The 21,916-nt window shown below is 42.9% G+C and carries 25 protein-coding genes and 1 pseudogene; 1 reads left to right on the forward strand and 25 read right to left on the reverse strand.

Going from position 1 to position 21,916, the window contains the following annotated elements; genetic code table 11:
• The 5 genes from NHH15_RS14440 to NHH15_RS14460 all read right to left on the reverse strand — a co-directional run.
• A partial coding sequence (locus tag NHH15_RS14440; protein ID WP_262067358.1) for an ISNCY family transposase occupies nucleotides 1-1,022 on the reverse strand: 1,022 nt, incomplete at its 3' end.
• Nucleotides 1,023-1,740: 718 nt separating this feature from the next.
• On the reverse strand, nucleotides 1,741-1,962 hold the full coding sequence (locus tag NHH15_RS14445; protein ID WP_262067359.1) for a hypothetical protein: 222 nt from the start codon (nucleotides 1,960-1,962) through the stop codon (nucleotides 1,741-1,743).
• Nucleotides 1,963-2,647: 685 nt separating this feature from the next.
• Nucleotides 2,648-3,520 carry a hypothetical protein gene (locus NHH15_RS14450; RefSeq protein ID WP_262067360.1) on the reverse strand — a complete coding sequence of 291 codons (873 nt, stop codon included), beginning with the start codon at nucleotides 3,518-3,520 and terminating at the stop codon, nucleotides 2,648-2,650.
• A gap of 167 nt (nucleotides 3,521-3,687) precedes the next feature.
• On the reverse strand, nucleotides 3,688-4,158 hold the full coding sequence (locus NHH15_RS14455; RefSeq protein ID WP_262067361.1) for a phage holin family protein: 471 nt from the start codon (nucleotides 4,156-4,158) through the stop codon (nucleotides 3,688-3,690).
• Entirely contained in the window at nucleotides 4,151-4,678 is a 528-nt protein-coding gene (locus NHH15_RS14460) for a hypothetical protein (protein WP_262067362.1), read from the reverse strand. Before NHH15_RS14460 ends, NHH15_RS14455 begins: the two co-directional genes overlap by 8 nt.
• A gap of 145 nt (nucleotides 4,679-4,823) precedes the next feature.
• On the opposite strand from NHH15_RS14460, the gene NHH15_RS14465 reads away from it, so the two are divergent.
• Complete coding sequence (locus NHH15_RS14465; RefSeq protein ID WP_262067363.1) at nucleotides 4,824-5,132, forward strand: hypothetical protein; 309 nt, start codon at nucleotides 4,824-4,826, stop codon at nucleotides 5,130-5,132.
• 4 nt (nucleotides 5,133-5,136) lie between these two features.
• On the opposite strand, the gene NHH15_RS14470 is transcribed toward NHH15_RS14465, so the two are convergent.
• The 20 genes and pseudogenes from NHH15_RS14470 to NHH15_RS14565 form a co-directional block, all read right to left on the reverse strand.
• Nucleotides 5,137-6,111 carry a hypothetical protein gene (locus NHH15_RS14470; protein WP_262067364.1) on the reverse strand — a complete coding sequence of 325 codons (975 nt, stop codon included), beginning with the start codon at nucleotides 6,109-6,111 and terminating at the stop codon, nucleotides 5,137-5,139.
• The gene (locus tag NHH15_RS14475; RefSeq protein ID WP_262067365.1) at nucleotides 6,062-6,343 is read right to left on the reverse strand and encodes a hypothetical protein; all 282 of its coding nucleotides are present in this window, start codon (nucleotides 6,341-6,343) and stop codon (nucleotides 6,062-6,064) included. The genes NHH15_RS14470 and NHH15_RS14475 overlap by 50 nt, the downstream gene beginning before the upstream one ends.
• 12 nt (nucleotides 6,344-6,355) lie before the next feature.
• Nucleotides 6,356-8,497 carry a hypothetical protein gene (locus NHH15_RS14480; protein ID WP_262067366.1) on the reverse strand — a complete coding sequence of 714 codons (2,142 nt, stop codon included), beginning with the start codon at nucleotides 8,495-8,497 and terminating at the stop codon, nucleotides 6,356-6,358.
• Between the two features lie 11 nt (nucleotides 8,498-8,508).
• Entirely contained in the window at nucleotides 8,509-8,889 is a 381-nt protein-coding gene (locus NHH15_RS14485; protein ID WP_262067367.1) for a hypothetical protein, read from the reverse strand.
• On the reverse strand, nucleotides 8,865-11,888 hold the full coding sequence (locus tag NHH15_RS14490) for a phage tail protein (RefSeq protein ID WP_262067368.1): 3,024 nt from the start codon (nucleotides 11,886-11,888) through the stop codon (nucleotides 8,865-8,867). Before NHH15_RS14490 ends, NHH15_RS14485 begins: the two co-directional genes overlap by 25 nt.
• Nucleotides 11,889-12,085: 197 nt before the next feature.
• A complete protein-coding gene (locus NHH15_RS14495; RefSeq protein WP_465221045.1) occupies nucleotides 12,086-12,409 on the reverse strand; it encodes a Gp15 family bacteriophage protein in 324 nt (107 codons plus the stop codon).
• Between the two features lie 20 nt (nucleotides 12,410-12,429).
• Nucleotides 12,430-12,726, reverse strand: coding sequence for a hypothetical protein (locus tag NHH15_RS14500; RefSeq protein ID WP_262067369.1), 297 nt, complete (start codon nucleotides 12,724-12,726; stop codon nucleotides 12,430-12,432).
• A gap of 90 nt (nucleotides 12,727-12,816) precedes the next feature.
• Nucleotides 12,817-13,248 (reverse strand): phage tail tube protein, encoded by a 432-nt coding sequence (locus NHH15_RS14505; RefSeq protein ID WP_262067370.1) that lies wholly within the window; start codon nucleotides 13,246-13,248, stop codon nucleotides 12,817-12,819.
• 8 nt (nucleotides 13,249-13,256) lie between these two features.
• Entirely contained in the window at nucleotides 13,257-13,649 is a 393-nt protein-coding gene (locus NHH15_RS14510; RefSeq protein ID WP_262067371.1) for a minor capsid protein, read from the reverse strand.
• 1 nt (nucleotide 13,650) lies between these two features.
• Nucleotides 13,651-14,034 carry a hypothetical protein gene (locus tag NHH15_RS14515; protein ID WP_262067372.1) on the reverse strand — a complete coding sequence of 128 codons (384 nt, stop codon included), beginning with the start codon at nucleotides 14,032-14,034 and terminating at the stop codon, nucleotides 13,651-13,653.
• Entirely contained in the window at nucleotides 14,031-14,369 is a 339-nt protein-coding gene (locus NHH15_RS14520) for a hypothetical protein (protein ID WP_262067373.1), read from the reverse strand. Before NHH15_RS14520 ends, NHH15_RS14515 begins: the two co-directional genes overlap by 4 nt.
• Nucleotides 14,370-14,757: 388 nt before the next feature.
• Nucleotides 14,758-15,093, reverse strand: a complete 336-nt coding sequence (locus tag NHH15_RS14525) for a hypothetical protein (RefSeq protein WP_262067374.1) — start codon at nucleotides 15,091-15,093, stop codon at nucleotides 14,758-14,760.
• A gap of 12 nt (nucleotides 15,094-15,105) precedes the next feature.
• Entirely contained in the window at nucleotides 15,106-15,990 is an 885-nt protein-coding gene (locus NHH15_RS14530; RefSeq protein ID WP_262067375.1) for a capsid protein, read from the reverse strand.
• 18 nt (nucleotides 15,991-16,008) lie between these two features.
• Entirely contained in the window at nucleotides 16,009-16,647 is a 639-nt protein-coding gene (locus NHH15_RS14535) for a hypothetical protein (RefSeq protein ID WP_262067376.1), read from the reverse strand.
• Nucleotides 16,648-16,842: 195 nt separating this feature from the next.
• Nucleotides 16,843-17,010 (reverse strand): hypothetical protein, encoded by a 168-nt coding sequence (locus NHH15_RS14540; protein WP_262067377.1) that lies wholly within the window; start codon nucleotides 17,008-17,010, stop codon nucleotides 16,843-16,845.
• On the reverse strand, nucleotides 17,007-18,638 hold the full coding sequence (locus NHH15_RS14545; protein WP_262067378.1) for a phage minor capsid protein: 1,632 nt from the start codon (nucleotides 18,636-18,638) through the stop codon (nucleotides 17,007-17,009). Before NHH15_RS14545 ends, NHH15_RS14540 begins: the two co-directional genes overlap by 4 nt.
• Nucleotides 18,631-18,825 (reverse strand): hypothetical protein, encoded by a 195-nt coding sequence (locus NHH15_RS14550; RefSeq protein ID WP_262067379.1) that lies wholly within the window; start codon nucleotides 18,823-18,825, stop codon nucleotides 18,631-18,633. Before NHH15_RS14550 ends, NHH15_RS14545 begins: the two co-directional genes overlap by 8 nt.
• Nucleotides 18,785-20,362 (reverse strand): phage portal protein, encoded by a 1,578-nt coding sequence (locus NHH15_RS14555; protein ID WP_262067380.1) that lies wholly within the window; start codon nucleotides 20,360-20,362, stop codon nucleotides 18,785-18,787. The genes NHH15_RS14550 and NHH15_RS14555 overlap by 41 nt, the downstream gene beginning before the upstream one ends.
• The gene (locus NHH15_RS14560) at nucleotides 20,362-21,720 is read right to left on the reverse strand and encodes a terminase (protein ID WP_262067381.1); all 1,359 of its coding nucleotides are present in this window, start codon (nucleotides 21,718-21,720) and stop codon (nucleotides 20,362-20,364) included. Before NHH15_RS14560 ends, NHH15_RS14555 begins: the two co-directional genes overlap by 1 nt.
• Nucleotides 21,713-21,916: pseudogene (locus tag NHH15_RS14565) on the reverse strand (hypothetical protein); the annotation flags it as partial. The gene NHH15_RS14560 and the pseudogene NHH15_RS14565, both read right to left, overlap by 8 nt.

Here is a 21,916-nt window from a genome sequence, read left to right on the forward strand (position 1 = left end):
GAAAACGTTCCGGCATTATCTGTTTTTCGAGTATGTTTTATGCAGAGAACCTCATCGATGTCGATGCCTTCTTGAAGAGGGACAAAAAGAGAATCGCTTTCTGGCTCCACTGAAAATTTCTCGTTGTATTGAAAGCGATAATTCGCCAGGAATTCGTTAGCTGCAGTGAGTGTATTTATGCCACGCTTTGCAAACTCCACAGGCAACCGACTTTGTAAAGTAACCCATAATCGTTCAATACGCCCCTTTGCTTGCGGCGTGTTAGCAAAAATCATATCCACACCCAGTTCATGCATAGAACGACCGAATTGTGTGAGATTTACTGTTTTTCCGCTGATTAATTCTTCAACTGTTAGTTGGCCAGTCTTAGGTGAGCGGAAGGTGGTGTGTCTATCCGAATAGATAGATTGTGGAATTCCAAAATCAAGACAGCACTGGCGCATCATTTCAAAATAGCCAAACAGGCATTCATTCTGTGTCATGTAAAGCCCTACAACATCACCTGTAGCATCATCAATAGCTCCGTGTAGGGCATATTTGATGGAAGTGCCGAACCACTCAAATGGAGTGGCGTCTATCTGGATTAGTTGACCGGAGTGCGCTTTACGTTTGCGGCGATGTGTTCGGTGTCGGATTTTTTTCTTCATAGGGCTTTCAATACCCGATTTTTTTAGTATACTAGAGAGTGAAGAATACGAGAGTGCAATCCCGTAATCTTCATATAGTATATCTTGGAAATGGAGGAAATTGACCTCACGAAACTCGGGTTTGGAGTGTATAGAGAGGACATTTTCCTTCGTTTCATCTGAAACAGCATGAGCGGGCTTTCTACCTGTATTTTTATGAATTAATGATTCAGCACCAGATTGAAGAATTCCTTTCTTTAGACGAGTAATCTGGCGAGTAGAAAGTGATAGTAGCTCAGCAGCTTGTTGTCTGGTAATAGACTTGTCGATGAAACTGTGAATGACTTTAAATGTTTTTAGTTGTTCTTGAGACAATGTAATCAATCCTTCTTTCATATTTTATAGTTTAATCAAAAGTGACATTTTCTCAAGAGAATCCTAAGGTGACATTATCATAAGTTAATAACAAAAAAGAAAAGGGCATACTTGAAAATGCTAAAGACATATGATACAATGTTCGTAGGCAAAAAGTTATGAGGGCTTTCCGTAAGGACAGCAAAAACCCCACGAGGTACGAACTCGTGGGGTTTTCTATTCCGCTTTGGCAGGGTGGCTTACGCCCTAGGCTAGTTGCCGATTATTCCTCTCTGTCTAACCATTTGCAAATGTAGTAGGCAACTACACTTGCCATAACAGAGATACCAAAAGTTATGAGGTCTTGCGTAAGTCAGCCCCCCTTTCCTTGCCTGTATAGGGGTGGCAACCGTTCAAGTATACCACATCTAACTAACTTAAAATAGTATGATAGTAAAACGATAAGAAAATCACCTATCTAAAACGTCTGATATATAGCTCACTTTTTTACAAAAAGGAATATTCATGCAACACGGAATGCAACACGTAAATCAAAAAAGCACTGTAAATACAGTGCTTTTAAAATGACCCCAAGGGTTTTAGTTCCTATTTATCAGCGCATAACACAGAATAACAACCCCTGTATTTATAGGGTCTACTGCGCCTCATTTATTTCTCTGAATCTCTGATAGTTATCTTTTCTTGCTACTTTTCTGCTACTTTCATTAGAATGAAAACGGGGCTACTTCTAGCCCCAAAATCATTTTACACACAAATCATAACAAGCTTTAAATCCACTTTCAGCAGCCTTACTCGCAACCGAATATACCACGGACTCCATGACGAGATATGCTTCTGTCCCAAATTTATCAATATAAGCTATCTTATCAACTTCACTGATTGAATAGTCTGCCGCTCCGTCATATTCAATACACTCCGGACTATTAATGTAATACTCCCATAATCTTTCTTTAGTAATCAATACTAAATCGCCTCCTTGAAAAAAGTTGCGGTATGTACTATACTAAAGTACAGTAAACACCATTTGTTAATGGGTTGCTGAGGAGTAAACACTTTGCCGGGAAAGCTAACAGTGTTTGCTCCTTTTTTGTCCTAGGCTTTCAAACATTATATCTCGAACATTAGTTCATTGCAAGTTCCCACACAAGATATTTAGTCTCTTCTGGAGTGCACTTTTTGTATAAGATTCCGACTTGACAAATACGAAGTATAATAAACTAAAATCTGAACTTAAGAAAAATCACCAGGATTTTATACTTTATTATAATTTGAAAATGGCTCATTATACTTTGTTATAGTTTTAGCTTGTCTTACGATCAGCCAATTACTCATGTTATGCAAATCGCTGAAAATGAACTTTTTTGTGTGTCCGTCCTTCGAAGGTAATTAGAGTTTATCACGTAAATTTAAGGATGTAAACACCCATAAAACTGCGCCAATCAAGGCTTTTTCCCAACTAAATTGGAGTTTAGTTGAATAAACTTTAAGTTGTTTTTTGCGCATGAAATTACAGTACGATTCAATATGTGACGATATGGGTCTCTATGAGAGTTACCCTCTCTTTAAATTTATTCAACTAAACTACGCTTTAGCAACATGACAACAAAAACAAACTAGGTATATAGAATCAATGTAATTGATTTATTTTACTCTATAAGTGCACCATCTTTATCAAATCTGAATTTTTTTGGCATGGCAATAGTCACTTCTCCAGTCACCATTTTCCCGGAATCATCAAAATAATATTTCTTTCCTCCTAGTTCTAGCCATTCATTTACTAACATTTCGCCCACCTTGTATTTACCGTTAAACTGTTTTACTACAGCATCTGTACAAAGGAAGTAATATGCCTTGTATCGTAAATCCTTAAACCAACCTGTGTGCATACTACCCTCTGGATATCCCTTCGCATCTGTGCCGATTTCTAAGTAGTAATAACGTTTTCGTTTGCTATCCCAGAACCAATCTTTCACCAAGGCACCATTTGGCAATGCCTGCGTGCTTGCTTTTTCATTTAAATAATACCAGTGTTTGTTCCAGAATACCCAACCTGTACGCATATAGCCTTTTTTGTCAAACAGATACCAATGTCCCTCAATCTTCTCCCATTTGTTTTTAGGATAAGAACCATCAGCGTTACGATACCACCAACCATTAGCCTTTTCGAAGATCCATCCGATTCTACTTTCCTTTTGGGGTTCTCCTTTTCTACATACATAAAAACATGACACATACCCATTAATATCACTCCAAGACTGCCAACCCTCGGCTATTTGTGCTGGGTCATGGACATAGCAATCGTTACTACTGTTTACAGATACTACAGTGATAAAGTGTCCACTTGTAGTCCATTTAGATCTGCCCATGCATAAAATACCTTCGTATTTCCCGCTCTTCATTAAAGATAGCCATTCGGCTTGTGATACCCTCTTAGCATCCTTTCCATAAGCTTGCAGCGTAAGTTGGATACCATCCCACAACGTACCTTGTCCGTCGATTGCGTATCCTCTGCCCGTCATGTAATCAGCCACCTCGTTAGGTAGCTTGTCCAATATATCCGCTGTTGCCGTGGGACCACAACCAGCATTAGTCATATTCCATCCAGCATAGGGCTTACTACCCCATCTGGAATCAAACTGTCTATAATTTTGCATTCTATTCTCCTTCCCCCAAAAAAGAGCACCCTCTACGGATGCTCCTGATTATCTGTTACTTTCGTCTGATCTGTTACCTCTGCTTTCCTCTTAAGAATTTCGACTGAATTACTTATTGCTTGTGGAATCGGTACACCCATAATACCCGCATTTTCTATGATGCTTATTAGTTCGTTTGCCATAAAGGCGAATATAACAGCAGTCCTTACGTATGAAACCCCCAGCATTATGTCCAAACGGTTTGCGATTAATACAAATAAAAGCGCCGCCCCTTTACGGCACAGCCCCTTCCAAGCCGAAACACTGCTTGCCGCACCCGTTTTACTCTTGCCACTCTTTTTCCACACAAGTGCAATCAATAAGCCCATTGCAAAGTCGATGCCCATCATGATTAGTAATGTTTTCAAGTCCTCTGTCCACCCTCCAAGTATATTACCGATAATGACACCGGCTCCAGCGACCAATCCGTAAAAGACAATCTTAATCTCTGTTAGTCTACTCATTTGTTTCCACCCTTTCTTTCTCAATTTTCTCCCAGTAGCTTGGCATAACCGATGGTGGCCATGTACAAGCCTGCCACTTATCTTCATAGTTCTTTCCGGCAATACATTCATAATTCACACCGTCCTCAGAACATTTGTAGATCTCATTTCCCGGCATACTGCGATCGAAATACGCATCGTGCACACCTTGTGGCTGTTTATATTCCGGATATAGTCCCATTCCAGGATCTCCCGGATCCTGATCAGGATCCAAGGCTTCGCCGTTCTCATCCAGTCCAATATGAGCACATATCTTTTTTATTACTTTCCTAATATTCAGGATTTCTTCGTTCGCTGTAGGAAGCTCATTCTCCGCCTTTGCGTTTTCCCTAGCTCTTTCCGCCAAATCGTCACGCTCTTTCTTGGTGATCATTTTGTCTACCCATAAGATGTTAATCATCTCAATCATTTCTGATAGGGCATAAGGTTCATAACTGATTTGGTACTTAAGTTTGTCATATACAGATACATTATCATTCATAATAATGCCTCCTTTCCTTGTAAAAAAATAAGACCCTATTTGGTCTTTATTAACGAGTTACATCTATCAGTAAAATAATAATTTGTCCGCCACAGATACTAGGGTTACACAGCTAAACTCCACTTTATCAGGGAATAAACGGAATTTGACAACATCATCATATTATCCTGCGTCTGTGATCGACAGAAGCGCAAATAACGTATACTTGAGGTGTGCAGGTGTTACACAGCAGCCGATTGCTGCAAATACGGAACTAACCGTCGTAGTAGATGGTGGCATACCGGAAGCCTATCGGCCGGATACGAATTTAATTTTTAACGAAGACTATAATATTGCCGGCAAAAAATTAAGGGTTTCCATATCTACGACGGGAAAAATAACATACACATCGCCAGAAGCGCTTACATCTGGGACTCCCTTAAATATGCACCTTGAGTATATGACAGGAAAATAGCTATTTATACCGGCGCAACAGGTAAGCACTCTACAAACTGTATATATGTGCCGGCTGCGATAGCGGTTGTAGGAGTAATCTTAATCGTGCCATCCACCGCAATATCGACAACTATATCTGTACTTGCATTATGTTTGTATCTGCGGTTTACTCCATGCACAAAATTTTCCGACACTTTGTTGACGGTATAGGTCGTGCCCGCGCTTAGATTTGTTTTTACGGCATATCCGCAATATAGCCAAGCTATGCCGGACAATCGAGTGATACGGATATCTAATGTAGCCCCGGACAGGGCTCTGGTTGTTACAGCTAAAGTGGAGTTTAGCGCCGCAACGTTGGAGTTCGTTGTGGACAAATTATTATTTGTCGTATTGAGTCCAGATACCAATTCGTTGATAGCGGCCACCATGGTCGCCTTGGCTGTCGTGGTGAGCTGCCCCATATTACCAATTTTTCCTAGTACATTTCTTAATCCTGCGACTACCTTACCAAAAAAGCTAGCAGTTGATTCTCCACTCGATGGCTCTACATAGGTATCAGGGATGGTAAAATCTACCGTCTTTTGAGAAATATCTCCAAGTACATACTGCCTTGCTTCTTCGGCTGCCTCTTCTGCATCTTGAGCCGCCCAGTTTGCAGAATTCGATGCTCCGATTGCTAACATCTCCGCCCTGTAAGCCGCGTCTGCCGATTGAGTTGCGCGAAGAGTAGCGTCATTTGCCGAGCTGATAGCTGTCTCTATGTCTGCCTCCAATGCCTTTGCAATAATCTGGACTATTTCTGCGCTTGCCTCTTGTAGATATTCCACAGCATCTTCGTATGTATACATTCGTTTTACATATCCAGCGGCAAAGCATAAATATACCGCTCTCCCATTTTTAGCAGTGGGATGACCAGATGTTACAACTAGCCATTCCCCGGGAAGTGCCTTAATCGGATCCATCTTCGCATACGGTCCGAGTCTCATCGTTATCGCCATCTTCTACCTCCTGTTCGTTAAGCCTATCTATCTGCTCCATTAATCCTACTGAGTGTTCGGCATATTCCTTAGCCTTTTTATCTTTAACTTGATTAAGCGTTTTTGCTAGCGCTAAATCAATCACGCTTGCACTTATCCTATACTGTTGCTGCTTCATGCAACAGTAGCTATACATTTCTTCTGCTACTTTATCTACCAGCATTTCTACTGGTATAACAATCTTTTCTTCCATGATGATTTCTCCTTATCCTGTCGTTGTTACAAGTCCATTCTTAACAGTAATCTGACCTCTAGTAATACTGGTTATCCTCCCTGAGGCATCCTGCGCTATCTCTTTAATAATAGGTATCGTTGCATCCGATGCAGCTCTGTACGTCGTTGTAGCATCACGAGATAATCCTGTGGAAATGCCTCCTGCCTGAAGCACAATACGGTTTGCCTGTAAAAACAAAACATCTTCAGCGTACATAGCCATTCCTTTAGTCCCCCAATCGCCTTGCATAGGGACGTGGAAATTAATATAGCCATACTCTTGATTGTTAAATCCACCCTTCAGCTTTCCTGCTTCAAGGTTCATATATCTCAAGCTATCATTTGTTTTAAGTGCACCATTAATTATTGCACCAGTACATGTTAGCTTTCCCGCTGCAGTCATCTCCGAATAGGTACTTTTCCAACTAATCTGAGATGCCTCTAGCCGGATGCTTGATGCACTTTGCTCAATCAGCGAATTTACCTGTCCAGCAGTCACTTTACTAGAGAGCGTGTTGTTGATATTCGTGAATTGAACATTAAGACTTTCCATATTGAAAGCACCAGTATTCAAGTTCCAGTAATTCTTCCCTGTTTTATCTCGGACAATACCCGTTTGTATCCACTCGGCATTTACACCGATTGCCGTCAACACAGTTGCCAATACGTTTCCGTCTTTGTCATGCCCGCCATTCCAGGTCTGTCCGCCATCCGTAGATACCGCAAAGGCATCAAGAGTTTGTTTCCAGATTACTTGGCTATCCTCCAGACGCGGTTTGTCGTGCATATATTTGATTTTACTTCCGTCAAGTTCATCTATATCCTCGGATTCATAAAGACCCATAGCACTTGCCATCAGTCCGCCAAATCTCATTGCCTCCAGGTCATATTCTCTAAGCCTGAAATCTGTATCCTGCTTGGATTTATAGAGTAGCTTTGTTTCTGCACTGTACTTCGTATAATAATTCTCTGCGTCACATTCAATTTTCTGCATAGCCCCCATTGTAAAGGTCGTATTTGTTATGACCGACCGATAAGACCTTTGTTGCCGATCAGTAACCAAGGCACAGTCTCCGGATTCAATGCTGGGGTCTGACTTGCACGTAATAGACAGCGGACGAATAATCTGCCCTACTATTTTTGCACCAATATATTCTGCTACTTGTCTTGATTTTCCTTTTTCTATAAAAGGATTGTTATCTATGGACAGGACATACCCCTCTGATCCGTAAAAATATGAATCCCTGTCCTCTTCCTTTTCGGCACTTGCGGTTACTTTTACTCCTGTAAAAGTCACATCATCTGTATTGATGTTTTGACTTCCCAATGTATATAAATGGAAATAATCCCCATAACCATCAAACACACCTCCCGAAAAGCTATCTCCGCCCTCCATGAAGATCCCACCCGCGGCAGAATCCCCCGACACATATCGATTTGGGTTTTCAATGTCATATATTCCGCCCGAAAGGTTTGTTTCTGCATCAAAAGCATTGAACTTATACCATCCAAACTCCAAAGCATCCGAAACATTGATCCGTGCATAACAGCACATCAGTTGCGCACAATACGAGACCACATCCCGGAAAGTAAGTGTTTCATCGTCTGGACGTTTTTCAACCCGGTAATTCGGTAATGGGATGGAATTTGCCCTGTATCCTACCTCGCAGACCCGTGAGGCATCTGCAATAATCTGCTGAATCGTTGCCGGATATCTTAACGTACTTTCTGAGTATGGACGATCAAAAAACAGCATGCTGTCATATGCTTCAAGCTTTATGGTCAAGTCCTGTTTCTTTGCACTTATAACTCGGAATGTGCCTTTACGGAGTATTTCTGTATCTCCAGTTGGTAGCTTCAATCCGATTCTTGCCAAAATATCCGTTCCCTCAAATCTCTGCAGCGTAAATTTATCATCTGCATTGTTCAGAGTTGCGGTGTATTTCTTTATAACCGCCTCTCCGATAGAAAATTTATTGTTTGCACTGGTGGCTTCATTGATGGAGTACGCCATAAAGTCGTCGTTCGTAACACCAATAACGTCCCTGTGTTCCATTGTAAAACGATCAAGGATCGTTAATTCTCTGTTGTCCTCCATAATCGCTTTTTTATATTCTGGAGTTGTATTAATCAATTTGCCACCACCTACCTTTGTATTGCATCAACGGACACACTTTTATACCAATAATCGCTTCCGATCCAGCCGGCAGCTTCCTTCGATAAAGTTCCTCGATATGCATCAATTGTTAGGAACACGCCGTCGTCTCGAAAAGAGAGCGGGAAAAAGCCGGCAATTAACCGGCTCTTAATCAACGTCACCTCAGACTCTAATAGATACCCCCATTTCAATCCCACGGTTTTCTTTTCTGCGATCACATCACCAATCATGGTGCCGGCCAGTGTACGGCCTGTGTCGGATGTCCATATTATTTCATCTGCTACAGAGATAGACACCGGAGCCGGAAGTACGACATCGCCTGATTTTAATATTTCTCTTGCCATTATTTTACCTCCACTCCATTCCATCTACGATCTATTGCACTTTGTGCTACCGCTTCAGCTCTTGCCATTTGCTCACCATCTAAGTAAAATCCCATTTCAGATAGCGCTGCCACAATACGCATCACTACATTGTTCATAATACTCGCCATATCATCCCTGGTAAGCCCTCCGGTACCAGCTGCTCTTGCCACTGCTGCATCAACCATTGCCTGCATCTTATCTTCCGGAGCGACAATCTCACCGTGATGCCTATTATCTCCAATAACTGCAAGTCTCGGGGTGTTTGCTTTCACAAAACCGCCTTGGGCTAGGTAAGGTATACTGCCAGGACTCCATTTGGGGACGTTGAATCCTAACGTTCCACCACCAATGCCCGGTACCCAGTCCGGTATATCGATACGTAGGTTGTTCAGCATGTCAGCAATACCATTAACTGCACTTGCTACCCCACGAATCAGGCCATTCATAATCCCTATAATTGCATTGATCGGAGATTTCAGCACTGCCGCTAAGCCATCCCACACGCCGCTAAAGATGTCCTTGACTCCCTGCCAAGCCTTTTTCCAATTCCCTGTAAATACCCCCGATACAAAATCGATGATTCCGGAGAATATTTTCTTTATGGAATCCCAGATATTTGATAGGTTTTTAAAAAATCCGTTTAGTACATCCCCGAATACACCAAAGCTTCTGGACCAGTCTGTTGCAAATACTCCACTCAAGAAATCATCAAAAGGTTTCAGTATGGAGTCCTTAATAAAGTTAAAGACTGCCTCGATGGCCTTCTTAAATCCTTCTCCGATTCCTTTCAGACCTTCCAGGGCTTTATCCCAATCCCCGGTGAACACTCCGACTAAGAAGTCGATCAGACTGCCCAAAGCATCAAATATGCCACTCACAACAGTTCCTATGGTTCCAAGGAAATCCATAAATAGGGTTCCGCTGTTCAATAACACATCACTGAGTACCGGCATGATGTTTTCTGCAATCCATGCGATGAAAGGCTGAAGCGCTTCTTCCCATAGACGCTTAAGAGCATCAATTACTTTTATTATTGCCGTTTGAATACTATCAAGCGCAGTTCCGACAGGTCCATTCATAACCTCATCGAATTTTGCCGCCAGCTGATCTAATACCGGTGCTATGTGAGTGATATATCCGTCTACAAGGATACCCACAATCTCTGTCACACCTTCTGTCAAGGAGTCTATGAAAGGCTTAATATGACCGTCATATATTTCTCTGATCCTATCCCCGACACCCTGGACAAATGTTTTAATGGTGTTTGTAACGCTTTCAAGAGGTTCTAATGTTTCCATGAGTGCGGTCTTAATCGCATCTTTATTCTCTACAAAGGGGCGGGTAATAAAAGATGTTATATCCCGGAATGCAGACAATGCAATCTCTTCCACAAGAGCAAAGACCTCATAAAAAACTGATATGATATTACCTGTAATATTTTGTGCGTTCTGAGATGCGAATACCGAGAAAACGTCTGCAAAAGCCTCGGAGAAGTCTCCACCCAGATCCATGATTGCAGACCCGATATCAAATAACTTAATAATGTCCCGCTTTATGCGATCCTTGCTATTATCCAGAAAGCTCTCTATACCACCAACGATGTTCGTTGCTATCGTAAGCCCAACAGATACCATAGCACCTAAGTTTCGACCTACATTATATGCAAACTTATCTGCGAATCTCTGTACTGCTATCTGGACGTCTTTATCGGTTGCGATTTCCTGCAGATGTTTTCCAATAGACGCGAAATCCTTTTTCAGTTCTTCTAGTCTTGGCTTGTAATCACCAAGCCCATCCCAAAAACCACTCTTGAATAGATTCGCAAGCTCTTTGCATCGTTTTATAAATGCGGACATATCTCCGCTCATTTTATCGAGGACTGTTTCGCCTTCTGCGAGTCCGCCGAAGTCCATTGCACCAACGCCACCGGCGCCAGCTCCTTTGCCACTGCCTCCACCGCCGCCACTATCCGAATCGTCCGCAGGATCGGACATTTTGTTTATCTGATCAAATCCCATAAGGGAGCGCATTTCTTTTGCTGCCTTTTTTGCAGCGGTACCCACGCCTGATGTGGAATCCGCTAAATTATCCGCAGCTCCGGCTGTTTCTTCAATCCCAGATGCACCGTCTTCTATTCCGGATAAAGCTCCTCCTGACCCGCCGGATCCAGATTGTGATTTTTTTCCGGTTAGAAGTTCCGTAAACCCTTTAAACGCTGTGGCTAACTGCACCAGCTTTCCGACAATCATATTGATTACTTTAAGTACCGGTGCTAGGACATTGATTAATCCTTGTCCTATACTTGCTTTCAAGGCATTAAATTGTTCGCTTAAGATTCGTACTTGGTTTGCCCAGCTATCAGAGGTCCTTGCAAAGTCGCCGGCTGCAAAACGTAGTTTCTCCTGCACAAAGGCATATCGTAATGCTACTTTTTCAGCCTCTGACATCTCCTTGGTAGTTTTGTTATATCCGTTTGCCATTGCATAGGCATCAAGAGCACTTTGGGTCATAACGACACCCAAGTCCTTCAGAGTCTCAGTCTCTCCAGTGAATACGGATTTCAGCTTTGTGAAAGCTTCGTCCTGGGACGTATCATAGAAGGATGCAACATCCGCTGCAAGAGCAGTAAGAGATGTTCCCATATCTGCCGCTTGTTGCTCGTTAAATCCAAAGGATCTACTCATGGAAGCAAACACACCGGTGAACTTCTTCGCTGCCGTCTCTGACATACCGAACTGTTGTATAGCATTTTTGGAAAAAGTATCAATCTTACCTTCCATGCTCGGGACGGCTTGCTGTATTACGTTATCTACCTCTGCTAATTTACTACCAAGTTCAGTACATTCTTTTCCGAACTCCACCAGCTTTTTCACCGCAAAGGCTCCGGCAAGTGCCACACCAGCTTTTTTGGCCAGTCCGGTAATACCGCTCATTTGGTTTTTAAATTGATTTTGATTAACGACCAGATCTAGGCCAATCTGACCAACGCTTTCCGCTGCCATATCTTCCACCTGCCTTTATAAAATAGACAGGCACATCGGCACAGCGTCTTTATATTCTTAGTTCAAATTCTTTCTTGCAATCTTTGTTTTTGCATTTAAAGAAAACACCCTTACAACTGGCATCTGGTACCTTAATAGCATTAACCGGATGTCCACAATAAGGGCATTTTACTTTTTCTTTATTCATTATTTGTTTCTCAATTTTTAACACCTCCCGCCATCTGGATGAAGGCTTGTTTCATGGTTTCAAGGAAATCGTCCATTTCTTCCTGAGTTAATGCCTTTGCGGTACGCCGCCTCCATTCACTGCGGATTTTCATCATATTGGGTGTAAAGGTCTTTAGAATCTCTTCATCATCTTCACATCGAATAGATACAATTCGACCGAGGGGCGTCTTGTGATCCAATCCCACAAGCAGGCTTCTAAACTCATCCCATTTCATTCCGGAAAGCTCACGAGATAATCGGATACCATACTGGGCTTGAAAGGAAGATATAATCAAATCAAAATCTTCAATCAGGTCATAATATGGATCCTCCTCTACTCCCCCTCTACTTCCTCGTCGGCACCAGTCACAAGACTAATCGCTGTCATTATAAGAGTTTTTAGGTCATTAAACTGTAACTTTAAGGCGTCTACCTTCTTTCGGGTTTTCGCATCAAAGATAAGATCATACATATCCAAGATTTGTTTTGGACCCTCACCTTCACTTAATGCTCCCATTAACTTTAATACCGTAGCAGCATCTGCCTGGACTTCAAATTCCTGATCCCTAACCTTAATCACCGGGTTCCCTTCAAAATCTAACTTGTCTGTAATATCAACTATTTTCGCCATTTTCAACATCTCCTTCTTCTTCTTCGTTGTCAGTTTCAAGAGGTACATCTGGGGTTAGCGGTACCTCTGTTGTTTTTATACTAACCCCATTTAAGGGTTTGACGTCGTAACTTCGGGTTTTCCATTACTCATCACATCAAACTCCAACACACCCACCTCGGTTGATTTTCCAGCACCAATGTTTGTCACATTTACAACTGCCATCGGGAAAGAGACAATCGTCCCGTCCGGGAAAGTCCACGCAAAGTATCCTTCAGCATCTCTTCCGTTTTTGAAAGCGAGACCTGCAACAAAATCGTTTCCGGTATCTCCCACATTCCTTTTTCCGGAAACACTTATCGTAATCGCTTTTGCTGTCAATAATCTTCTTACCCAGCCTTCTGTATCAAAGGGATACCATTCCTCGACGCCGTTGTCGAATTTGACACCAAAGGTCTCCATGTCTGCAATCGTTGTGGCAGATTGCTCCGCCAAGCCAATCTTAAATTGATTCTCATAACAAGGATATACACCTGTTTTCATATTCTTACCTACCTTTCATAAATTAAATCAAGCCAGATAACACGCTCATACACTCCAGAATCATCAGAGCCAACGTCTACTGGCTCCGGAACCTCTAAGCGCACATAGTTCACGCGTTTTCCTGCTATAGTTACATCTGTTAATCGCAAGAACTTATCGTATAACTCTTGCGCTGCTGCTTCCGTTTGGTCTGCCCACTTATTCCAATGAATGAGGAGCGATATAGACTTTACAGTAGTTTTCGTATTATCTACTCCTCCCAGAGCGATAAACGGATTCCCAGAAGGTTTTCTTTGATATACTCCGATGGACTTTTCTTTCTTATTGTCGAGCTTTCCAATATAGAAATTCTCTCCGATTTCGAAAGTCTTGATCCAGTCTCTTACCTCTGCTAATGTCATGTCACACCCCCGATATTTTCTTGTAAAGCTGCTTAAAAGCGTTTTTCGCCTTATCTTCTTTATTTCCCCCAGGTAACCAATCTTCATACCATTCGCCCCGGGCATTTGGGTTCTCATCGGTCTGGAATTCATATTCCGGATGGAAATACATCCTTCTTGCGTAAGGAGCTGTAGAAACAAGTGTGGCTTTTCCTGAAGAACTCTCCGAAATATCAACAAAGGAACTTTCATTTTGCAGGTTTCCCTCGTCATAGGGCACCACTTGCGCTTGTACCACCTCTGTGTGCAGGTACTCTGCAGTCTCCTCCAATGCCATAATCTGCGCATCAGTCAGCTTTGCAATCTTTCCCCAATTCAGATTAACAATTGAGTTTACGTTCATCATATTACATCAATCCTCGTATAATTTACTGTGCCATCAGGATTTCGAGCTTTCTCTCCTTTGAAGATGTCTCGTTCCATCCCAAATACTTTTACAGTTCCTCCTGATATGGTTGCGATGCTCGGAGCTATGTCACCTCGAAATAACGCACTTCCTGATAGCTGTATCAACTTCTTCTCAGCAGTCAGTACCGTTTTTGCATTGTCCTGGTAGTTACACTTAAATTTACCCTCAAGCAGCACCTGAGGTCCGCCATTTTCATCCAGTCCCTCTCCATAGACTGTAACCTCGATATCGGTCTTACATAGGTGTGCCGGCACTAAACATGGATAGTTCATATCATCACCTCGCTAGCCGGCAGCATAGGCCTGTTTGATTCAGCTGCTCATATAAATCTCTGCGAATTGGGATACCGTGGTCAATTTTCACATTCCAGGATTCCCCGAACTGCATCGACACACCATTGATCGAATATCCTTGCAGAATCATGTCGAAAATTTCACCGTTAGAATACTCAAAATCCGCCTGTTCACAGACTACCTCCTGGATAATCTCCTTCTGAAAAGGTGTGAGATTATCAAAGCCCCGACCAACAATTCGATTGAAGGTCAGGGCGTCAATATGCCTGCTGGCTTGTTTGAGTAACTTCTCTATGTCGTTCTCGGGGATTGAGTTCCCTTGATAAATATTCTGGTAATACTCCTTACTCACATAAGGCTGGTACTATTATTCACCTACTTTCGGTGGCTCCGGATTATGCTCCTTAATCTTCTTCACAATTGCCGAAATTGCGGTAGACTTACCGAGGTCAATCTCATGTTCCTGGGCAAATGCCTTTAGGATGTCAACCACGTCCTGGTTGTCGGCTTCTTTTCCCTTGCCTTCTTTCAAGGCTTTATTCTCCTTCCTGAGCGCTTCCAGCTCCTCGAAGGGGACTTTTTTACCTCTTCCGTGATGTAAAATCTCACCCTCATCCCCCAGGATGTCGAAACCTGCATCCTGATACGATTTGATTTGCTTTTCATCAATCGTATATTGCTTGTTATTTTTCACTGCAAACATTCGTTACCCTCCTTATGCTGAAATATTCATTGCACAACCTTCAACCTTTTTCTCCAAAAGGAACAGATCGCCATAGTTACGATTTTGATACAGGTATCCGTCTGCTGTTCTGGAATCAGTTCCCGGAGTAAAGAGCTTGATATAGCTATACTTATCACGGCATACCACACAAGATGTATGGATCAGGATCCAGTTAATCTGCTTTGCATCAGCTGCAGGAACCGCACCTTCTGTAAAGTCATACTTTGATTTCATTCTGGCCGCGGGCACCATCTTAATTGTTACATCATCCAAGGAGTGTACTTTACGATTAATCGTAGATGGAGTCGTAACCGTCATAATCCTTTGTAGCCCTTCTGCTTCTTTAACAATTTTGTTCATGGTTGGTGTTACGTAAAGGATACGTCCTTCTGCAGGGACGCTCGCCTCATCCATCCTTGCCATCTCCTCATCAAATGCTTCCAAGAAGTTCGCTGCTTCAATCACGGTGCTGTCAACGCGCCCATTATATGCAACAAGTTCGGCATTCAGCTTTGAAAATCGATAGGAATCCTTTTCCGGAATCGCCTGCTCTGTCTCAAAAGTGTTCTGGATGTTTGCTACAGACAAAGTAAGGTTGGTTTCATCGATGTCCATTGGGTCTACAAAGAACTCAATGTCACGATCGTGTTCAAGCTTTTTTGGCTCCCAGTCGTTGCTCAGAGTGCCGGCATTAAATCCCGGTGTACGGGTGTGATCCTTATACCCAGATACCGAAATCCGTGGTAACTTAATTGTCTGAGCATTAATGAACTTAACTCCCGGGTTACTCTTTGTCAAATCGTCGGAGCAAAGCTCCTTTGCATATTTCTGCTGCAATAGCTGTGTAAATTGTTCAGCGTAATCATATACTGCCATATTATAGTCCTCTCTTTCTTATAGTCCGAAGGCTTTCTTAAGCTCTTCGTCATTAGTTTGTGTTTGGCTTCCGGAAGGCGCTCCAACTTGGAAGCCGGCAGCTGTTCCTGCCTGGGGTTTCAATGCTGGTACATCCTCCAAGACTTTCGATAAAGCATTTTTAACTGCTTCGTCATTGATTTTTCCTTCGTTATCTGTGACAGAACTCATGTCAGCCATCTTCAGCACGTAAGGTACTGTCTTTGCATCAATTCCGAGCTCTACCGCCTTCAAGATTGCAACATTTTCAATTGCCTTTTCCTGTGCCAGAGCCTGTGCTTGTGCCGCCTGTGTTTGCAGCGCATTCACATCGGGTTCCTGAGCAGCCTTTTGCTGCTTAAAAGTAGCAATCGCCTGGTCTGCCTCTTCCTTGGTAAGTCCCTGATTCTTAAAATACCCACGAAGAACACTGTCTTCCGTAGCTGTCTGCTTCCCCTGTACCAGCTGTGCGATTTTTTCATAATCGATTTCTGGTGCTGCTGATGCCGGTGGCTGCACCGGTGGGGTTGCAGGTGGAGTTCCTCCTCCGCCTCCAGCTGGTGGCTCTGCCGGTGGATCAGTCGGCGGTACGTTAAACTTTGCTCTTCTAAATAGTGCTACTAATTGTCTGTTTTTCATGATTTCGTCTCCTTTTCATACAGTTGTTATGGTGTCTCCACATTTACAGTTTTTTATGTGCTGTCTGCACGTAGACAGTTTTAGCCAGGTGTCTCCTCGTAGTTTTAAGCCTTCGGGCATAAAAATAAGACGTCGCAAAACGTCCCTATTTCTGGGTATAAAAATACCACCCACCAAATTTATCAGTAGATGGTACTATTTTGCTTTGTGCTTTTGAAGATACTCTCCTAAGAAATCCAGCTCTTCAATGTCCAGTGCCATAAATGGATTTTCTCTACTATCATCTTCCGTACCTGAGGTTTCTACTTTATACGTTAAAATGTCGAAACCCAGTTTTTTACACAACGATTCATAGGTAATCATCTCAGCACCTCCATTTCTACGCCTGCCTTTTTGGCATTATCTACAAACCTGTTTATCTCACTTTTATTATAACCCTTTTTCTGAAGCCTAGCAACCGCAGTTTCGTAATGAACCACACTCAAATCACCCGTCACTTTGTATTTATATAGCGCTCCGTCATGGCAGGCTGCTATTCCGTATTTATACCTCCTAAGTTCTGCTACCTTTAAATCATCAAAGCTTGGCGGGGTGCTGTTGGGATGGTTGTGTATGGCTATGATGCTATTATCAGGCTCTCTTTTTAACATATTCGACATTTTCTTTGTTGGTTTGGCAGTCCGAGTAACATTGTAATTTACGGACCGCTTCACTTTCCCGTCACCTGTGATGAAAGCCAAATCCTCAAACTCAGTGCCACTTCTGTGAGTCAGCATCGCCTTAGCTTCTGCGAGTATACTTCTGCCAAGTTCTTTTGATGCTTCTAGCTTTTGAATTTTCTTCACATACTCATCGGATAAAATATGGGATTTATTGATAACTGTGCCCTTGTTCATTCCTCTGTGGCTCTCTTCACGCTGCTTATAACTCTGTGACGCATTCTCCCATTCGCTACGCTTAACTGCGTATCTTTGTCGGTTTTCGCGGTCAAGAGAGTACTTTGCGAGCCTTCCAAATCGTTCGGCCTGTCTTTTAGCATACCGCTTCTTTGACTCTTTCTCATTCCACTCTTCAACCTTCTTAACTTCATTCCTGGTAAGATCATTCGGCGGAGTACTGATTCCCTCAAAATAGGTTGTGTGGCTATCCTTACATCTCGGATGATATAGTCCGGCCGATACAGCCGCGCTCATTAATGGATAAGGTCCATCCTTTCGGGTTCCACCGGACCATACATCGTCGATTAATACCTTCCCAACAAAAGGTAAACACTTTGGACAGGGATTTCCACGTTTATTCATAATAACCGTAGCGATTCCCCATTTCTTGCGCATTTCACCTTCACCTTGCAGATACGCTCTTTTACTGGCTGTCCGAAGCGCCATATCCACATAATCCGATATGGTGTGTCTCGCTCCGTTTGCATACTCTATACAGTCAATTCCTTTGGACAGAAAGTCCTTTGTTGCCATATCCACTGCCTTTTCATAAGTACCAGAACCAGTATTAGCATATACCTGGGCATTAAAGATTATTTTCCGATATTGGTCATCTGCACGTCGTAGAATTGCCCTCTCGGCTTTCTCCATGTCGTGCACAGTGGAATGAATTAAAGCTTCCAGCTTCCGATCATTGATCCGGAAGAAGGCTGCTTCCATTTGCTCCGCTGCTCTCCGACTATTCCCAGGCTTAAATCCTCGCTTTATTGCATTTAAGATGGCTATTTCCTGCTTCATCCCTCCTTCTTGTCTTGCTTGTCGAATAATCTCTGCCATTTCGTCGTTCAGCTTAGAAAACCGATCCTTATATTTATGCTGGTTCAAGTGCTTATATTGCTCCAAGGCTTTCAGCTGCTCTGTCTGCCACATAGACCAGCGATATCCTTCTTTTGTCTCTTCCGCTTTATGCCGGCGCATGTTTCGGATCATGCTCTTCATAAGCTCATTTTCGATTGCCCGAAAAGCATTGGTGATATCATAAGGATTAGCCATTTGCCATCACCTTAAACCCCTGGGACCTATAAGCACGTTTCAACTTCTTCAACTGTGTGATGCTTTTACAGCGGTCAGCCTTCAGTTCAGCGTATCCCGCTTTTTCAACTGCGTAAATTCCCATCGGCACCTGCTCCGCTGCCACCTTAAGGAGTCCCTTGTACTCCTTCTGGCTCATTTGATACATCCTCTTCGCCACCTTCACCTGCATTACCATCACCCCCCTGAATATTGAATTCTCCTAAAGATGTATTAACTCCAGGCTCTTCCATTTCCACTATTCCAGCTTCTGCTTTTAACCGTGCAACTTCTTGTTTTTTCCAATCTTCATCCTTATTGTCCCCCCACATCTCTTCGACCTGCGCTTCAATGCTCATGATTGGAGATCCGGGTCTTGCTTTGCTTAATGTTTCGACCTGAGATTCAAATGATGGGTTTGAATATTCCCCGAAGTCAATGGAAGGCTCTAACTCTGCCACCGGCTCCTTATGCAAAATGTGATATGCGTTAATACAGGCACTGGCTAGTTCCGGGAGCGTCTCCTGTAGAGCTTCAATGATCGCATCTCTTGTGTAAAGAGTCGCTTTTTCCTTCTCACGCTGTGCTTCCGCATTATCAAGTTTCTTTACATCGATTCCTAATGTGCTTGGGGAGATAATCCCCTGCAGACACTGATCAAGAGCGGTCACATAAGATGCCAGATAACTGTCATGCGGAATAACCGGCTGCTCGACTTTAACTTCGTTCCGAGCATTCTCACCCATGTCCGATCCAGTAGCAATGAATCGATTGTCAAAAGGATTTGGCTTGAGTAATTCTCCTGTTTCCGGATTCCTTGGAATAATATTCTCCGGAATATAAGTTTTTGCCCTTCCTGCTCTTAGTGCATCCATCCACTGTGACCAGGCTTCGTCGTAAGCGTCGAAGGAATCAAGCTTACCATCAAAAATGGATCCTCCTCTCCCTTCGAATTTGGTGTTCTCGTAAATCATCAGCGGGACTCCGAGAATGACCGATTTATCGAAGGTAACTTCCGGCAATAATTTCTCTGTTGCCTTAATTGAATTGAGCGGTACTTCGGTTTCGCCCTTATAAAGCACACTATTCACATACCCGTATCCGTAATATTCCACCAGGGTGTATTGAGTAAACCCTTTTTTATACGGTGTTTTGAAGGCAATTTCTTTCAATTGCCCTCGTTCATAGACAAATTCTACTCTTTCTCCCGGATACCATTCCAAGATCGGATACTGACTTATGTCTGTATCAATCGTAATCTTATAGGCACCGTCTCCTATGTACAGGACTTCTTTGAGCGATTTCTCAAACTTTTTCCGGAATTTGTTTTTCTTCGCAATTTCTTTCCACACATCTGACTGCACGTCATTACCTTCACCGAACTCAAACTCCCCCATTGCAGCTACAATGATTCCATTTATTGTCTTTATCATAAGCCCTGGCAGCCCAGTATGAATTTTACGCATCTCCATGCCGGGAGAGCAGCGGCTCGCCCAAAACTTATGGCGATCTGCTGATTCAGCACTCTGCTGATATAACTGCTCAAGCTCATTGCCATCACCGCGATACCAGATGCGATTCCGAATAGCAGATAATTCAAAATCCATCATCTCCTGAATCTGTATGGCATGAATCCCCGGCTGTGGTTGTAGCCAGTTCATCATTCGTTTTCGAATGCCTTCACGCATTTTTTCTAAAAAGTTCATTATGCCTCCTTGTATCCAATCATTGAACGGTACGGTATCCATCCGTACTGGTTCGCGTTAATCGTGTGATCATTTCTATCTTCTGGAACGTCTTTGTCTTCATCCCAGCTGTATATTTCCAGTTCCCGTATATGCTCTGTACAGGTATCTACCACCAAATAACATCCTTGCTGTATCCATCCGAGCTGCAGGTTTATACGGTCTAGGATAACGACTTTCTTATAGCTGTCTACGAAACTATAAATACAGCCATTTAGCCGTTTCCATTTATTTAACTCTGTGATCGTTGCTTGATCGGCTGAGTCAATAAAGGCGTCTCTTGCGAGCCCCCAGTCCTTTCGGCATCGCTCCAGGAATTCAACAAACTTTATCGCCGTGTCAGAGGGTGCCATCGGTATTGCTTTATCTTTGTTGCTATATACCTTCTCTGCCAAGGTAATCAGTTTCCGATCTTCTGTGATGCCCTGGAAGATCATAGAGATTGTATCCGGGGATTTACTGGAGTACGATGTATCAAGCCCAACTGTGAATTTTTTAAACTTGATTTTACCGATACGCATCTGCTTTTTGACCCAATCCGCAGTGACAACGTGCTGCTTTCGATCGAAATTCGGAAAGATAAGACCTGTTGCACGCCCTCTTAGACCTTGGATTTTATTCTTCCAGATCTTTGTGTCCTTCGGAGTATTGGTCATGATTTGATCCAGCTTTTTTTGCGTCAATCCCAAATTATGGTCAAAAGAAAAGAACCAGTGCACCCATCCGGGCTTTGGCTCTTCTGCTAATGCTTCTTTTATTTCTTCCGGTGTTTCATGCTCCCATTGCGGTAGTGGCCGTGAACAATTGATGTATTTTTTATATACGTCTAATTCCGGGTCATCTGGATTAAGTGTGGCCATCAAGTAATCACATCGCATTGAAGCCTCCTGAACAAAGTCAATGTCCGCTGTGTTGATTTCATCAATGTATAAACAGCCATATTGTCCACCTAATGCTTTCTTCCACTTCTTTTTATTCCCATATCCCAAGACATATATAACTTTGTCCCCTTTCGAGGTATGGAAAATAATATGAGGTATTTTGTCATCCTTCGTACCGCTGCCTTTGTACTCAGCCAATAATCCAAAGTCATCCAGAATGCCCAAGTCTTTTTGGATCAGGTTCTTCTCAGCAGTTCCGGTATCATCAGCTGCAATGATGTGTAGCTTCTTTTCACTTTCTGCCACTTTTAACATAAACTTGTAGATACCGACCGTCGTTTTCCCTGCATAGGTCGTCCCTTCCAAAAATTCTACCGGCGCCTGGCATTTAATAAACGCTTTATACTTGTCGGACAGCAATAACGGTTGGTTACTCATCCGAATCGCCTCCCATCTGCTTCACTAAATCATCCAGTTTGGATATTTCGACCTTCAGGACATCGTTATCTGCGCCCTTTGTCTTTTCAACCTGTGCCTTAAGCAGCTGCACCCTTGCCTTCTGCTCCTTCGTAGCCAGCTCCCAATTCTTGTTCAACATCTCGTCGTACTGCTTTATCAGGTTCCTAAGTTCTGC

The sequence above is a fragment of the Aequitasia blattaphilus genome (assembly GCF_024721305.1).
Lineage (GTDB): Bacteria > Bacillota > Clostridia > Lachnospirales > Lachnospiraceae > Aequitasia > Aequitasia blattaphila.